14 protein-coding genes and 2 pseudogenes are annotated in these 15,423 nt (G+C 69.2%); 7 read left to right on the plus strand and 9 right to left on the minus strand.

Features of this window, described 5'->3' with window-relative positions:
• Positions 1-120: 120 nt before the first annotated feature.
• Together H0U68_RS09715 and H0U68_RS09720 are read right to left on the minus strand one after the other, a co-directional pair.
• On the minus strand, positions 121-1,326 hold the full coding sequence (locus tag H0U68_RS09715; RefSeq protein ID WP_296355020.1) for a ferritin-like protein: 1,206 nt from the start codon (positions 1,324-1,326) through the stop codon (positions 121-123).
• Between the two features lie 122 nt (positions 1,327-1,448).
• Positions 1,449-2,234: an AraC family transcriptional regulator gene (locus H0U68_RS09720; RefSeq protein ID WP_296355022.1), complete on the minus strand. Its 786-nt coding sequence runs from the start codon at positions 2,232-2,234 to the stop codon at positions 1,449-1,451.
• Positions 2,235-2,378: 144 nt separating this feature from the next.
• On the opposite strand from H0U68_RS09720, the gene H0U68_RS09725 reads away from it, so the two are divergent.
• Positions 2,379-3,551 (plus strand): M20 aminoacylase family protein, encoded by a 1,173-nt coding sequence (locus tag H0U68_RS09725; RefSeq protein WP_296355024.1) that lies wholly within the window; start codon positions 2,379-2,381, stop codon positions 3,549-3,551.
• A 3-nt stretch (positions 3,552-3,554) separates the two neighbouring features.
• On the opposite strand, the gene H0U68_RS09730 is transcribed toward H0U68_RS09725, so the two are convergent.
• A complete protein-coding gene (locus H0U68_RS09730) occupies positions 3,555-4,019 on the minus strand; it encodes an Lrp/AsnC family transcriptional regulator (protein ID WP_296355025.1) in 465 nt (154 codons plus the stop codon).
• Between the two features lie 654 nt (positions 4,020-4,673).
• On the opposite strand from H0U68_RS09730, the gene H0U68_RS09735 reads away from it, so the two are divergent.
• The 4 genes from H0U68_RS09735 to H0U68_RS09750 all read left to right on the plus strand — a co-directional run bounded on the left by H0U68_RS09735 (position 4,674) and on the right by H0U68_RS09750 (position 7,515).
• Positions 4,674-4,982, plus strand: a complete 309-nt coding sequence (locus tag H0U68_RS09735) for an EamA family transporter (RefSeq protein ID WP_296355027.1) — start codon at positions 4,674-4,676, stop codon at positions 4,980-4,982.
• Positions 4,983-5,118: 136 nt separating this feature from the next.
• Positions 5,119-5,823 carry a hypothetical protein gene (locus H0U68_RS09740; RefSeq protein ID WP_296355029.1) on the plus strand — a complete coding sequence of 235 codons (705 nt, stop codon included), beginning with the start codon at positions 5,119-5,121 and terminating at the stop codon, positions 5,821-5,823.
• Between the two features lie 150 nt (positions 5,824-5,973).
• Entirely contained in the window at positions 5,974-6,435 is a 462-nt protein-coding gene (locus H0U68_RS09745) for a hypothetical protein (RefSeq protein ID WP_296355031.1), read from the plus strand.
• A gap of 15 nt (positions 6,436-6,450) precedes the next feature.
• Entirely contained in the window at positions 6,451-7,515 is a 1,065-nt protein-coding gene (locus tag H0U68_RS09750; RefSeq protein WP_296355033.1) for a hypothetical protein, read from the plus strand.
• A 19-nt stretch (positions 7,516-7,534) separates the two neighbouring features.
• Here H0U68_RS09750 and H0U68_RS09755 read toward each other — a convergent pair whose 3' ends face one another.
• Positions 7,535-7,762: a hypothetical protein gene (locus H0U68_RS09755; RefSeq protein WP_296355035.1), complete on the minus strand. Its 228-nt coding sequence runs from the start codon at positions 7,760-7,762 to the stop codon at positions 7,535-7,537.
• A gap of 79 nt (positions 7,763-7,841) precedes the next feature.
• Between H0U68_RS09755 and pncB the strand changes: the two genes are divergently transcribed.
• Positions 7,842-9,035: a nicotinate phosphoribosyltransferase gene (gene pncB / locus H0U68_RS09760; protein WP_296355036.1), complete on the plus strand. Its 1,194-nt coding sequence runs from the start codon at positions 7,842-7,844 to the stop codon at positions 9,033-9,035.
• A 128-nt stretch (positions 9,036-9,163) separates the two neighbouring features.
• On the opposite strand, the pseudogene H0U68_RS09765 reads toward pncB, so the two are convergent.
• From H0U68_RS09765 to H0U68_RS09785, 5 genes and pseudogenes are all read right to left on the minus strand, one after another.
• Positions 9,164-11,097 (minus strand): annotated as a pseudogene (locus H0U68_RS09765) (MFS transporter).
• Positions 11,098-11,160: 63 nt separating this feature from the next.
• Positions 11,161-12,015, minus strand: coding sequence for a 23S rRNA (adenine(2030)-N(6))-methyltransferase RlmJ (rlmJ, locus tag H0U68_RS09770; RefSeq protein WP_292441968.1), 855 nt, complete (start codon positions 12,013-12,015; stop codon positions 11,161-11,163).
• 168 nt (positions 12,016-12,183) lie between these two features.
• On the minus strand, positions 12,184-13,053 hold the full coding sequence (locus H0U68_RS09775; protein ID WP_292441970.1) for a ChaN family lipoprotein: 870 nt from the start codon (positions 13,051-13,053) through the stop codon (positions 12,184-12,186).
• Positions 13,050-13,634 (minus strand): MOSC domain-containing protein, encoded by a 585-nt coding sequence (locus tag H0U68_RS09780; RefSeq protein WP_292441972.1) that lies wholly within the window; start codon positions 13,632-13,634, stop codon positions 13,050-13,052. Before H0U68_RS09780 ends, H0U68_RS09775 begins: the two co-directional genes overlap by 4 nt.
• Positions 13,635-13,732: 98 nt before the next feature.
• The gene (locus H0U68_RS09785; protein ID WP_292441974.1) at positions 13,733-14,578 is read right to left on the minus strand and encodes a substrate-binding domain-containing protein; all 846 of its coding nucleotides are present in this window, start codon (positions 14,576-14,578) and stop codon (positions 13,733-13,735) included.
• A 235-nt stretch (positions 14,579-14,813) separates the two neighbouring features.
• Between H0U68_RS09785 and H0U68_RS09790 the strand changes: the two are divergent.
• Positions 14,814-15,423 (plus strand): annotated as a pseudogene (locus H0U68_RS09790) (phosphoenolpyruvate carboxykinase); the annotation flags it as partial.

Raw genomic sequence — 15,423 nt, forward strand, 5'->3', positions numbered from 1 at the left:
AAGCTCCTGCTGCGTCTGCCCATCCAGCTCAATCGACTTGGCGACCCGCATGGCATCACACCCCCTTGGCCATCGGAGTATGCCTTCGAGCGAAAGTTCAACTAATTCGCGCGCACTACACTAGGCAGTCGTGGTGCGCCGCACGGCCTCGAGCTTGCTGACGGCGCTCGCCAGCTCGCCCGTCAGTTCCGGCGTGCTGTCGGCCGTTTTTTCCAGAGCCTGCAGGTGCGAGAGCACGTTGCCCAAACGTTCACCGGCCAGGGCCAGGCCATCCGCGCCCGGACATGCGCCTTCGGTGCTGCGGGCCATCGTGAAGGTGACGCCTGCATTGACCGACGCGTCCTGCTGTGACGCGGGCAGCCTGGTGAGCCGGTCCGACAAGGCGCCCAGCGTGTGCATGAGAGCCAGGGAACCTTCGATCAGCACGGCGCGCTCCTGCGTGCGGCCGGTGTCGAACACCGCGCCAAGCGTGGCCAGCATCGCCGCGTAGGCGCCGTTGGCGGCGTCCAGCAGCTGCCGCGCTCCGGCCGCCGTGACCGGAACGCGATCGCGCGCATGCGGCGCCCGCATCACTGGGTTGCGTGCCACCGGCCTGTGCGGCAGGAACTCCGCGCGCTCGCGCTGCAGCTGAAGATATTCCTGCTTGATCTCCGACAGCCTCCGGTAATGCGATTGCTCGCCGTGGCCCGGCGAGCCTTCTCCCTGCACGACGATCAGGTCGATGGCCGCGGTGGCGCTCGCCAGGTCCCGGACAACGAGCAGGTCGGCAGACTTCAGTTCCTCGCCGCGCATCTGGTAGTCGGCCGGGCCGCAGAACATGACCTGCTCGCCCATGGCTGCGCTAAGGTCGACGATGCCCTGGCGGATGTAGGCGTAGAACTCGCCGATGGTTTCGTAGTCCGGAGACGAGGGCATGAGCGCGCGCGACGAAGGCGCGGGCCGCTCTGGTCCTTCCTCGACGCCCAGGGGCTTGGCGTCGTGCTCCGGTGCGCGCTCCGGCCGCTCCAGGAAGATGAAGTGTTCGAGGGTGTCCAGGTCGAAGGGAGCGAGTGCGAGCTCGATCGCGGCCGGGTGGTAGCCCTTGCCGACCGGGAAATTCGGCCGGTTGAAATGCGGCCGGGCACCGACCGCGACCATCAGGTTGGCGACCTGCGCCAGATGCATCATCTCCTCGACGCAGATGGACAGGAGCGCCTTGCGCCAGCTGTCCACCTTGGCGAGTTCCGCGGCAGTTAGCCCCTCGCTTTGCTCGCGCTTGAGGCTGAACGCAGCGTACAGGTACGTGCAGAGAATGTTGTGCTCGAGCTCCGCGGCTTCGGCGAGCACGTGGAGCAGGTGGTCTCGGTTATGCATGCGCTGGTTTGGGGGTGATGCGGCCATCGTAGCCGCCCTCCTCCCGGTGGCACGCCGTCCGGATTGCCGACACCGCGCGCAGGACGACAGCGCGTTCAGGACATCTGCGCGCGGCGGAACTGCGCCGGCGTGAAGCCGTAGGCGGCGGCGAACTGGTTGGAGAAGTGGCTCTGGTCGTGAAAGCCGCAGTCCAGCGCGGCCTCGATCACGGGGCAGCCCTGCGCCAACAATTGCTTGGCCGACATCAGCCGCAACTGCTTGAGCAGCGGCTTGGGCGCCACGCCCAGCTCGGTTTTCACGCGTCGCCACGATCCGGAGCGCGACAGGTGCAGCCCGGCATGCAAGCTGGCGACGGATGCGTCGCCCTGCCCGGCCTGTGCCCGCAGGCGCTCGCGCAGGCCGGACGCGGGCGCCGCGCTCTCCGGCACCGCGTCCATGGCAACCGGCTGCATCAGTGCCGCGAGCCCCGCGAACAGCTGCTGCGTGAGCGCATGCCCGTGCACGTCGGCCGCCGATTCGGACAGGCAGTGCCACGCCAGGAAATCCTGCGCCAGCGCGGGAGACGCGACGACCGGGTCGGTAAAGCGCAGCGCGAAGCCCGGCAGGTGCGCGCCTGCCAGGACGGCGAAGGCGTTTTCGGGGATGTAGGCCATGCGCGAGGACCAGCCTTCGGGGTGAAGCGCATAGCCGTTGTGCATCTGCCCCGGATTGAGCACGATCAGGTCGCCCGCGCCGACCGTCCATTCGCGGCCGTTGGCGTGAAATCCTTGCGCATGGCGTGTCGCCACGCCCACGGCGAAGCCGGTGTGCCAGTGCTGCGAGAAGCGCTGCGCGCCGTAGTCGGCCGCGCTCAGCTCGACCGATCGCAGGCCCGGCGCCAACCAGTATCTGACCTTCGCTCGCACAACCGCCTTTCGCGGACCCGCGCCCGCAACGTTTTTACAAGACCCCCGCGGGGGCCGGACGGTACCTTCAGGCCCATCACCGACACGTTCCCGACACATCCTATGGAAGGACCCCGCGCCATGCAAGCCATCGACATTCCCGCCTCCCTGATCAGCGACCTGGTCGGCGTGCGCCAGGACATCCACGCCCATCCGGAAATGGCGTTCAAGGAGACCCGCACGTCGGACATCGTCGCGGCCCGGCTGGCCGAATGGGGCATCCGCTTCGAGCGCGGCATCGCAAAGACCGGCATCGTGGCCAGCATCTCGGCCGGCAGCTCCAAGCGCGCCATCGCGCTGCGTTGCGACATGGACGCGCTGCCGATCGTCGAGCGCAGCGGCAAGCCGCACGCTTCGCAGCATGCGGGCGTGATGCACGCCTGCGGTCACGACGGCCACACCACCATGTTGCTGGGCGCCGCGCGCTACCTGTCGCAGAACCCGAACTTCGACGGCACGGTGCACCTGGTGTTCCAGCCCGCCGAGGAGAACGAGGGCGGCGGCCGCGTGATGGTCGACGAAGGGCTGTTCGAGCGCTTTCCGGTGGAAGCGGTGTACGGCATGCACAACTGGCCGGGCGTGGACGTCGGCACCTTCGGCGTGCACACCGGCGCGGCGATGGCCGCCGTCGACCTGTTCGAGATCGAGCTGTCGGGCACTGGCGCGCACGCCGCCATGCCGCACCTGGGCGACGACCCGATCGTGGCGGCGGGCGAGCTGATCACCGCCTTGCAGACGGTGGTGAGCCGCGCCGTCGATCCCGGCGGATCGGTGGTGCTGAGCGTCACGCAGGTGCATGCCGGCAACAACCTCAACGTGGTGCAGCCGCGCGCCGTGCTCCAGGGCACCTGCCGCTACTTCAATCCCGCCATGAGCCAGGTGGTGGAAGAGCGCATGCGGCGCCTGATCGACGGGCTGTGCGCCGCGCACGCGCTGAAGGCGGCATTCACGTACGACCGCAAGTGCCCGGCCGTGGTCAACAGCCCGGAGCCGGCACGCATCGCCGCGCTGGCCGCGGCCGACGTGGTGGGCCAGGCAAACGTGAAGACCGACCTGCCGCCCAGCATGGGCTGCGAGGACTTTGCCCACATGCTGAGCGCCAAGCAGGGCTGCTATGTGTGGATCGGCAACGGCCCCGGCGACGGCGGCTGCCTGCTGCACAGCAACCGCTACGACTTCAACGACGACATCATCGGCATCGGCGTGAGCTACTGGGCTGCGCTGGTGCGGCGCTGCCTGCCGGCGGCCGCATAAGGGCTACGCCAGCGGCGGCGGCCGCGCGGCCACCGGCGTGGACTGCACCAGCGAGGTGGTGGTCTGGCCGAACGGCAGGAAGCGATCCAGAATCTGGTCCAGGCTGGCGATGCTGGCCAGGTGCACCTTCAGGATGAAGCAGTCGTCGCCGGTCACGCGGTGGCACTCGGCCACCTGCGGCATGGCGCCGGCCAGCTCGGCGATCTTCTTCAGCTGGCCCGGAACCGGGCGGATGCGCACGAACGCCGTCAGCGGCCAGCCCAGCGCCGTCGCGTCCAGCTCGACGCGGTAGCCCTTGATGACGCCGGCCTCCTCCAGCCGCGCAATGCGCTCGCGCACCGTCGGCGCGGACACGCCGATGGCGCGCGCGAGGTCGGCCACCGAGGCGCGCGGGTCGGCCTGCAAGTGGCGCAGCAGCTCGGTGTTGCGCGCGTCGCGCAGCAATTCGTGCACCGGAAAAGAAGTCATGCCATTTCCTTCGGAATCGGAAGCCGGATGCGGCATTTGCCCTCCGAATGCCCATATACGACGCCTTGGGCGCTATCCAGAATACCGCATGCAACTTCAAGCGCAACACCCGCCCGCCCTTGCCGACCGCGTGCCGCCGCACGCGTATTTCGTCGGCAGCGCGGTCTTCCACTACCTCGGTCCCTCGTTCGCCGTCCTGCTGTTCGCCAGCATCGCGCCGCTGGGCGTGGCGTGGCTGCGCATCGCCATCGCGGGGGTGATCTTCGGACTGTGGAAGCGGCCGTGGCAGGTGTTCGCGCGGCTGGGCACGCGCGACCGCCGGCTGGTGGTGGTGCTGGGGCTGATCCTCGCGGCGATGAACTCGGTGTTCTATCTCGCCATTGCCAGGCTGCCGCTGGCGACCGTGGGCGCCATGGAGTTCGTCGGCCCGATCCTGCTTGCCGCCTTCGGCATGCGCAGCCGCAGGAACTGGCTGGCGCTGGCCGTCACGGTGGCGGGTCTGGCGTGCCTGGTGCAGCTGCGGCTGGGCGGCGAGCCGCTGGGCTTCGTGTTCGGCTTTGCCAATGCGGCGCTGTTCGCGGCCTATGTCGCCATCGGCCACCGGGTCGCGTCGTCGGCCAGCGACACCAGCCGATCGACCGGCTCGCCGCGGCGATGGCGGTGGCCACGGTGTTCGCGCTGCCGCTGGGCATCGGCGACGCGTTGCCGGCGTTCCAAAACCCGATGCTGCTGCTGGCGGCGGCGGGCGTTGCCGTGTCGTCGTCGGTGGTGCCCTACATCTGCGACCAGCTGGCCATGCGGCGGCTGCCGCAGGCCTCGTTCGCGCTGATGCTGGCCATCCTGCCGGCGATGGCCACGCTGATTGGCTACCTGGTGCTGGGCCAGCGCCTGTCGATGATCGAAGCCGGCGGCGTGCTGCTGGTGGCCGCCGGCATCGCAATCCACCGGCCGGCGCAGCGCTAGACCAGGCTGCGCGTCCCAACGATCGGGACACCAGCCGTCTCAGCAAAATCGCCACGCCGAATCAGCAATCTGCCGATGGCGCGGCAGGCCCCGGCCGCTATCCTGCGAAGCTAGGCGCACTCCAGCCGGTCTTCCATTGCCCTCGCAGGACATCACTTCCAAGGCCTCGGCGGTTTCCGCCGAGCCGGCCCAGCTCTCGCAGGCAGCCGCCTGGGCGCCAGCGTCTGCGGCGCGGGCGCAGAGAGGAGGCGCGGCCGCGGGCATCGCGCCGCCAGCCCAGGCCCGGGCGATCCAGGGCATCCATGCCAGGCCGCGCATGGCGGCCCAGCGCAAGCTGCTGCAGGCCATGTTCGGCCCGGCGCACGCGCCGATGGACGCGACGGCGCAGTTCGCCGAGGGCGACTCGCCGATCCGCAATGCCTACCCGATCGACGAAGATGACGGCCAGTACGTGCTGATCGAACTCACCGGCCACCGTGCGCCGCATGCGGGCGACGTGGCCAATATGCTGGACCGGTTCGGCCTGCTGGCCAAGCGCGGGAAGGACAGCGATCCGTTCGACATCGAGGACTTCCGCGAGGCCGTGCTGCAGGCGCTGGCCAATGCGCCGCGGGGCAGCGCGCGTTCCACCGAGATGCCGCTGCGCGGGTTGAAGAACGCGCACGTGGAAGTGAAGGTGCCGGGCGAGGAGACCGCCGCCGACGTCATCATCGGCCCGTTCCCGCGCGGCACGGTGGAGGACGTTGCCGATGTCGACGAGGCGGACATGATCTTCTCCGACAATGCCATGGCCTCGGGCGACCACGGTGCCATCACCGACAACCGGGCGGGCGGCGGCTGAACGCAGGACCGCATCGGTCTTGTGCGTGGAATCCTTTCCCATTCGTCGCCGCCGTCCTACACCAACCCAGCGGTGGGAGGCCCCACGATCCACTCAGCAGCACATTGCCTTTGCAGCGTGCACGTGCAAATCAATCAAGGAGACTTCCCCATGAACCCTACCCGGCGCCTGTTCACCAGCGGCATCGCACTTTCCGGCCTGTTCGGCCTGCTCGGGGCCGCTGCCGCCAAAGGCAAGCCGCACCACCAGAACGGGGCCAAGCTCCTGGGCGACAAGATCAAGTCCAACGGCAACCACGTCCTGGAAAAGAAGGGCCCGCACACCGTGTCGCTGGACGTGAAGGACGGAAAGATCGCCGGCATGCGGGTCAAGCACGACAAGAAGGGCGACGTTGCGGTCAAGAAATACAAGACCAAGCGCAAGATGGCCCAGGCCGGGACCGGGGGCATCCAGACCGTGGGGTACATGCGGGTGCAGGACCAGTACCTGGGCACCACGTACATCGGCTATGCGTACTACGACGACTACGGCGACGAGTACATCTACTGGTACCCCTACGACATGATTCTGGATGGCGACACCGGCGCCGTCGAATACGTCGCGGCCTACTGATTTCATAATCCATCCATGCCTATGCAATCCACCACCTTTTCCACCGCGGGCCTGCGCAGCCCCATTGCGGCACTAATGCTGGCGCTGCCCGCTGTCTTCACCGTTGCCGCGCTGCCCGCCACCGCGTTGGCGCAGCCTGCCGCGGAGGTCCGCTCGTTCGAAGTGCGCTCCGACGGCGACCTTGGCCCCGGAACGCGCCTGAACCTGCGCGCCGTCGCCACCCCGCGCGGCCAGGCCTCCGTGCGCATCCAGGGCATCCGGGAACGCATTCCGCTGCGCGAAGTCTCGCCCGGCGTCTACACCGGCCGCTACACCCTCAAGCGCACCGACGCCGTGCAGGACGACCGTGAAGTCCGCGTGGCGCTGCGGCTGGGCAACCGCACGGCTGCCGCCGACTACACGCTGGCCGAAGTCATGGCCACGCGGCCGCCGGTGGCAAACCTTCCGCCGCCGCCCCCGCCGCCTGCCATGGCCCAGCCGGCGCTGCGCATCGAGCGCTTCGGCGTCACGCCGATCGAGCGGCTGGAGCCGGGTGCGGAGTTGCGCTTCGTGCTCGAAGGCCCGCCCGGCGCGACGGTGCTCATCGACCTGCCCGGTGTGGCCGACGACGTGGCGCTGCGCGAACTGCGCCCCGGCCATTACGAGGGCGGCTACACGCTGCGGCGCGCGGACAACATCGCGCCCTCGCGTCCCATCGTGGCCACGGTGCGCATCGGCGACCGCGTGGCGACCGCCAATCTGGGCACGCCCCTGGTGCTGCAAGCCCCCGTGGCGCTGCCGCTGCAGATCGTGAACCACAGCAACAACGGCGTGGTCCAGAGCGGAAGCACCATGGTGCAGGGCCACACCGCGCCATTCGCCACCATCCAGGCCAAGGTGGACGGAAGCGCGCAGGTGCCCGGCGGCTTCAGCGTCGCGCAACAGCTGTACGCGCAGACGCTGCAGGCCGATGCCAACGGCAACTTCTCGTTCAGCTTCACGCCGCGCTTTCCCTTGCCGGGATCGCGCTACGAAGTGACGCTGGTCTCCACCAAGGCCGGCTCCACCAGCGAAACCCACTTGACGCTGTTCCAGCGTTGAGGCCGGACGCGCGCCGGCCCTAAGCGGGCCGGACGCCGCGGCGCAGCAGCAGCCCGGCGCAGCACAGCAGCGCCGGCAGTACCAGCGCGGCATAGCCCGCGCGGTAGCTGCCGGTAGCGCCTGACAGCGCTGCGAACAGCACGGGCCCCAGCACCACGCCAAGGAAGGTCACGGCCAGCGCGCCGCCGGTGGCCGCGCTGGCCATGCCCGGCGGCGACAGCCGCGCCACTTCCGCGAGATACACCAAGATAGCATCGCCGCGCGGGTGCGTGTGGCTCGACAGCGCTCGGCGACACCAGGGAATGCGCCGGCGCTATCCTGGCCGTATGCAGCCCATCATCCGCAGCCTGCTCGACACCGACCTCTACAAGTTCACCATGTGGCAGGCGATGCTGCACCGGCATCCGGCCACGCAGGCCGAATACACCTTTGTGTGCCGCAACATGCCGGAGCATCCGCTGGCCGGGCTGCTGGACGATGTCAACGCGCAGCTCGACCACCTGTGCAGCCTGCGCTTCACGCGCGGCGAGCTGGCCTACCTGGCCAGCCTGCGCTTCATCAAGAGCGACTTCGTCGACTTCCTGCGCATCTTCCAGTTCCAGCGCGAATTCATCCATGCCACGGCCGATGCCGCCGGGCGGCTGCACATCCGCGCCGCCGGGCCGCAGGTGCACGTGACGGCCTTCGAGGTGTTCGTGCTGTCCATCGTCAACGAGCTCTACTTCCGCCGCTTTGACCAGGCCGGGGCCATCGCCGAAGGCCGGCGCCGGCTCGCGGCCAAGCTGGAAGTCCTGCACGACTTCGCCGCGCTGCCGCCGCGCGCGCACCCGTTCGAGTTCTTCGACTTCGGCGTGCGCCGGCGCTTCTCGGGCGCGTGGCAGCGCGAGGTGGTGGCCGCGTTGCGCGACGGCGCGCCGCGGTTCTTCAAGGGCACCTCCAACGTGCTGCTGGCCAGGGACCTGGGGCTGGTGCCCATCGGCACCATGGCGCACGAATACCTGCAGACCTACCAGGCGGTGGGCGTGCAGCTGCGCGAATTCCAGCGCGCCGCGCTGGAGAGCTGGGTGCAGGAATACCGCGGCGACCTGGGCATCGCGCTGACCGACGTGGTCGGCATGGATGCGTTCCTGGCCGACTTCGACCTGTACTTCGCCAAGCTGTTCGAAGGCCTGCGGCACGACTCGGGCGACCCCATCGCCTGGGGCGAGAAGGCGCTGGCGCACTACCAGCGGCTGCGCATCGATTCGCACACCAAGCGGCTGGTGTTCTCCGATGCGCTGGACATCCCGAAGGCGCTCGGCATCCACGGGACTTTCTCCGACCGCATCCAGATGGGTTTCGGCATCGGCACCAACCTGACCAACGACATGGGCCTCACGCCGCTGAACATCGTGATGAAGCTCACCGCCGCCAACGGCCAGCCGGTGGCGAAGTTGTCGGACTCACCGGGCAAGACGATCTGCGACGACGAGACCTTTCTCTCGTACCTGCGCCAGGTGTTCCACATCGAGTCCGCCTGACGCGGCCGCGCTCAATGGTGGCGGATACCGCCGCCCACGGGCGTCCAGCGCAGCACCTTGCTGAGCCGCTCGCGGCCATACGCACCGCGCGCGACCAGCGCGGCGGCGACGAAGGTGCCGAGCGTGCATCAGTGCACCACCAGCAGCGCCGCGACCCTTTCGCGCAGCGCTTCCGGGCTGACTTGCGCCCCGGGCATCGGCTTACCCACGCGCAGCCCCACCCGGTTGAACAGGCCGCGGCGGAACGGCCGCACCATCGCGCGGCCCCGCTCCACGCGGCTGAAGAACGAGCCCCACAGATCCACCAGTGCCATCGGCACTACCGGAACCTCCAGCCCGTTCGCGCGTGCCGAATCCAGCACCTTCACGATGCCGCCTTTGAACGGCTGCAGGCTGCCGTCGCTGGTGATGGAGCCTTCGGGAAAGATCGCCAGCAGGTCGCCCGCACGCAGCACGTTGGCGGCGGCCGCGAAGGCCGCTTCGTAGGCGGCCGGGTCCTCGCCGCGCGGCGCGATCGGGATCGCCTTGGCGAGGCGGAACAGCCGGCCCAGCACCGGGATGCGGAAGATGCGGTGGTCCATCAAAAAGTAGATCGGCCGCGGGCTGGCCGCCATCAGCAGCACCGCGTCGACGAAGCTCACGTGGTTGCAGGCCAGCACCGCTGGGCCCTGCACCGGGATGTGCGCCTCGCCCGTCACCTCGAAGCGGTAGACAACGCGCGTCAGCACCCAGGCGAAAAAACGCAGCAGGTATCCGGCACCAGCAGGAAGATGTAGAACGCCACCACCGCGTTGGCCAGGCCGGTCAGCAGGAAGATCTGCGGCACGGTGGCGCCCGACTTCAACAGCAGGCCGGCGAGCACCGAGCTGGCGATCATGAACAGCGCGTTCAGGATGTTGTTGGCCGCGATCACGCGGGCGCGGTGCGTGGGCTGCGCGCGCAGCTGGATCAGCGCGTACATCGGCACGCTGTACAGGCCCGCGAACAGTGACAGCAGCGCCAGGTCGGCCATGGCGCGCCAGTGGGCCGGCACCGACGCGAACTGCCCCAGCGTCATCACGGCCGAGGGCGGCAGCCCGCGCGAGGCGAAGTACAGGTCCACCGCGAACACGCTCATGCCGATGGCGCCCAGCGGCACCAGGCCGATTTCCACGTGCCGGCGCGACAGCACCTCGCACAGCAGCGAGCCGGTGCCGATGCCGATCGAGAACACCACCAGCAGCAGCGATGCCACCTGCTCGTCGCCGTGCAGCACCTCCTTGGCGAAGCTGGGAAACTGGCTGAGGAACACGGCGCCGAAGAACCACATCCAGCTGATGCCCAGCAGCGAGCGGAACACCACCAGGTTGCCATGCGCCAGCTTCAGGTTGCGCCAGGTTTCGGTGAACGGATTCCAGTTGATCTTCAGCGCGGCATCGGTGGCCGGCGTCGGAGGAATTGCCTGCGACACCGCGCGCCCCACCAGCGCCAGCGCGATGCAGCTCCAGCCGACGTAAGTCGGCCCGACGTCGGGCAGCGCGACCAGCAGCCCGCCCGCCACGTTGCCCAGCAGGATGGCGACGAAGGTGCCCATCTCCACCATGCCGTTGCCCCCCGTCAACTCCCGCTCGCCCAGGTGCTGCGGAAGGTAGGCGTACTTGACCGGGCCGAACAGGGTCGCTTGCACCCCCATGAGGAAGATGCAGGCCAGGAGCAACGGGACGTTCTGCCACAGGAGGCCCAGCGTGGCGAGAGCCATGATGGCGATCTCCAGGCTCGTGGTGAAGCGCATCAGGCGCGACTTCTCGAACTTGTCGGCCAGCTGCCCGCAGGTGGCCGAGAACAGCAGGAAGGGCAGGATGAAGAGTGCACCGATCACCACGCCGGCCTGTGCCGGCGGCAGCCAGGCGAGCTGCAGCTGGTAGGTCACCAGCACCGTCAGGGCGAACTTGAACAGGTTGTCGTTGCCGGCGCCCAGGAACTGGGTCCAGAAGAAGGGCGCGAAGCGGCGCTGGGTGAGCAGCGAGAACTGGTTCGCACGCTCGTGGAGCGCGGGGTCGGCGCGGGGAGGGGCAAGGCTCACAAGGGGGCTTTGGTTGCGCGCGAGTGTCGCGCAAGCGCCCGCATCTTCTGCTCGACGCAGCGCTCAGACCGCCTTGTGTTGCAGGAGCTGGCTGGCGCCCTCGTACTGCCCCAGCGTCTTCGCCAGATAGGGCAGGCTGTCCTTCAACGCGGCGTGCAGCGTCCAAGGCGCGTTGATCACGAACACCCCGCTGCCGGCCAGCCCGAAGCCGAGCCGGTCGAGCGGCTGCACCGTGAGCCGGGCGTGCAGCCAACTGCGCGTCTTCACCTCCTGAGCGAGCGACTGCAGCCGCTTGGGCAGTTGCGCCGATTCGAGCCGGTTGATCTGCGGATACCAGACCACCACCACGCATTCGGCGAAACGCTGCAGCGCCTCGCGCACGGCGGCCACCACCCGGCCGTAATCGGCCTTGAGCTCGTAGGACGGGTCCATCAGCACCACCGCGCGCCGCGAGGGCGGCGGCAATTGCGCCTTCAGGCCCTCGAAGCCGTCCTCGTGGTGCACCTCGGTGTTGGGCCCGGCCGACTGGTGCGAGGCAAGGATGCGCACGTCGGCCGGGTGCAGCTCGAACAGCCGCAGCCGGTCCTGCGGGCGGAGCAGCGCGCGCGCGATCTCAGGCGAGCCCGGGTAGCGGCCGAGCCCGCCTTCGGGGTTGAAGGCGCGCACCAGCGCCACGTAATCAGCCACCGCTTCGGGCAGGTCATCACGCTCCATCAGCCGCGCGATGCCGTGCTCGAACTCACCCTTTTTCTTCGCCTCGGGGCTTGCGAGCGAATAGCCGCCGGCGCCGGCATGGGTGTCGATCAGCCAGTAAGGCTTGTCCTTTTGCCCCATGTGGCGCAGCACCTGTGCGAGCACGGTGTGCTTGAGGACGTCGGCGTGGTTGCCCGCGTGAAAGGCGTGTCGGTAGGCAAGCATGGCGCGATTGTCGCGTGCGCTCGGAGCGGTGGGCGCCGCAGGGACGACGGTCGGCGCGAGGGCTGACCGCGGCGCTCGCTGGCGGCCGATGGCAGGGGCTCGCCATCGCGGGCATCGAGCCGCCCCCGCGAGGGTTGTGGCGCGCGGTCCGAAGACGAAGGCGCGGGCTCAGCGCGCCGGCGCGAAGCGCTCGGCCAGCCCTTCGCAGGGATCGGGGCGCTGCAGCGCGGGCGTGACCCAGATCTCGTCGAAGCCGGCGGCGGCGGCGCCCTCGGGCTTTCCGGCCGCCAGGCCCAGCGCATGCACGCGCAAGCCGGGCGCCTGCGCGCGGAGGTGCTCAGGCACGCCCCGGGTCTTGTCGACGTGGTTGGCGCCGGCCACCAGCATCACCACACCGCTTGACTTCGCCTGCGCCGCCAGTGCGGTGGCCATCGCGCGGTCGCGGCCGATCTGCACCCGCGTCATGCCCGGCAGCTGCGACGCCGGCAGGAGGCCGCAATGCCCGTCGCGCACGTCGGTGAGCAGGCGCTCGCGCAGGGCGTCGTTCACCTCGGTGTCGAGCCGCTCATCACGCATGACCTCGCGCAGCGAGCTGCGCGCCAGGTTGGCGCCGATCACCGGCACCCCGGCGCGCACGGCGGCCATCACGATCGGCCCGTAAGCGGCCCAGGGCCAGCCGCGCTCGTCCCAGGCGAGTGCGGCGCGCATCCGTGCTTCGTCCGCATCGTGGCGCAGGGCCGCGGTGCTGCGGCCCTGCTCGGCCATCTCGAGCACGACGGCGATGAGGCGGCCCTGTGTTGCTAGGCGCTCCACCACTTGTGCGGCGAGGCGCTGGTGCTCGGCCGCATCGTGCTGCTCGCCGATCAGCAGCACCTCGGCGGCAGGCCAGCCGGCGCGCAAGGCGCCAGGCCCTGCCGTGCTGGCGGGCACCCGCACGCTCGGCTCGGCCGCGCCCCCGGGCGCCGGTGGCGCGACGCAGGCTACCGCGGCAAGCGCCAGCGACAAAGGGACGGCGAAGGCACGCGGCGGTGCTCTCATCGGTGCTTGGCCCTGACCGAGCGGAACAGCTCGGGGATGCCCACCTCGCGCGGACCGGGTGCCAGCTCGAAAGCTTCGCCGGCAGCAATCGTGCCGGGTGTGCGCACGGCCAGATAGAAGCCGCAGTAGCCCGACTGCACCATCAGTTTGCTCGCTTGCCCGAGGCCCATCACCGCATTGAACTTGAAGCAAGGCTGGCGCGGACCCGCCACGGCCAGTTCGCAGTGCGCGAACTTCAGCACGTCGCCGATCCAGACCTGGTTCTCGAGCAGGCCTTCGAGTGTCAAGTTCTCGCCGAAGAAGCCGGCGGGCAGTTCGGCGTCCCAGGTCGCCAGCCCGGCTTGTGCACGCACGGTCTGCCAGACGCGGTAGTGCTCGCTGGGATAGGCGTACACCGCCTTGTCCAGGCCGCCGTGCAGGCTGGGGTCGGCCTGTTCATCGCCGGCCAGGCCGAGCGGGCGGACCTCGACGTCTCCGGCGACGCCACGCTTGTGGATGCCGCTGAGCACTTCGCGGCTGCCGATGCGCAACGGCTGCGCCATGGCGACGTTCACGCTGAGCAAGCGCGGCGCCGCCGTCATGGCGCAGCGCCCGTGGGCGCATGCGGGGCGCTCGATGCGTTCGTGGCGGCAGTGTTCATCGCGGCTGGCTCCAGGGGCGGTGCCGCGCGGCGGCCCGCTCAGGCGGCCGGCCGGTAGCCCCGGCCGAAACTGCGCACCGCGCCTTGCCCGCTAGGGCCGGCCAGCCAATTCACCAGCAGCTTGCCGCCGGGCGGATTGACGCGAAAGGATCGCATGATGTGATAGGTCGCCGCCAGGCGCGCATCGCCGGCGACCATGATTGCCAAGCCTGATTTCGCCCCGCGCGCCTGCCACACGCCGCGCTCGATCAGCGCATAGCTCTGCGTCTGCTGCGCGAGGTCAAGCACCGCGGTGGGACCTGCGGCGGCCGTGCGGAGCCAGGGACCGAGCGGCTGCGGGCCGAGCGTTTTCCACAGCGCCTGTTCCACTTCACGCGTGCCGCTCGGCTCGCCATGGGCGACGAATCCAGCCGTGCCGCTGGCCCCGGCCTGGGCGACGCGCTGCAGCGCTGCCAAGGCATCGCGACCCCCGGCGATCCCGGCCGGATCGCCGTCGGCTACCTGCTTGCGGCCCGTCCGCCGCGGCGCCGGCCCGACCAGCACCACTTCGCTGCGCGCCACCGGCCGGCGGTCGTGCAAGAGGTTGCGGCGTTCCAAAGCCAGTTCGTGTTCGGGTGACTGGGTGAGCGCGGCGTCGACTTCGCCGCGTTCCAGCAAGGGCAGCAGCGCACCGCCCGGGCCGGGGCGCCACTCGATCGCCAAGCCGGTATCGCGTCCGATCGCCTGCTGCAGGTGATGGGCCAGCCCGGAGCTCAGCAGGGCGCCCTCCACCGCGACGTGCAAACGCTTGGAAGCGGGGCGCTGCGCCCAAGCGGGCAGCGCCCAGACTGCCAGCACGCCGGCCAGGTGCCGACGCTGCAAGGAACCGAAATCGACGGCGGACATGGCCACATATTAAGAGCGCTATAGGGGTAGGCCGTCCTCATGCGTCGCCTTGCTAAAGCCCGGCGCATGTCGCTATGCATAAAGCGCATGAAGGGCCGCTGTCATGGCTTAGTCACATCTCTACACTTTTATGAACGCCTGTGCCTAATGAACTCGGTCAGTCGTGCGATGGATGCCGCCAGCGTCTGATTCGACGGGAACTGGCGAGATCCCTCAACCCCTTACTGGAACCGCGATGAACCATCCCGCAATGCAAGGTCTGCGCATCGATGCGCCGGCTTATGTCAAGAACGCACGGCTGATCGCCTGGGTTTCCGAGATGGCTGCGTTGACGGAGCCGCAGGCAATTCACTGGTGCGACGGCTCGCAGGCGGAATACGACCGGCTATGCGCGCAACTCGTCGCGGCGGGCACGTTTCGCAAGCTCGACGAGACCAAGCGTCCCAACAGTTTCCTTGCGTGCAGCGATCCGAGCGACGTGGCCCGCGTCGAGGACCGCACTTTCATCTGCTCCGACCAGCAGGACGATGCCGGCCCGACCAACAACTGGATGGCGCCGGCCGAGATGCGCGCCTTGCTGCAGACCGGCCGGGCCGATGGCACGCCGGCCCTTTTTAAGGGGTGCATGCGCGGGCGCACGATGTACGTGGTGCCCTTCTCGATGGGCCCGCTCGGCTCGCCGATCGCACACATCGGCATCGAGCTCAGCGACTCGCCCTACGTGGCCGTCAACATGAAACTGATGACGCGCATGGGGCGGCCGGTGCTGGAGGTGCTGGGCGAAGACGGCGAATTCGTGCCCTGCATGCACACCGTGGGGGCGCCGCTCGAGCGGGGACAGAAAG

Origin of the sequence: Ramlibacter sp., assembly GCF_013697775.1 — a bacterium.
Classification (GTDB): domain Bacteria; phylum Pseudomonadota; class Gammaproteobacteria; order Burkholderiales; family Burkholderiaceae_C; genus Ramlibacter.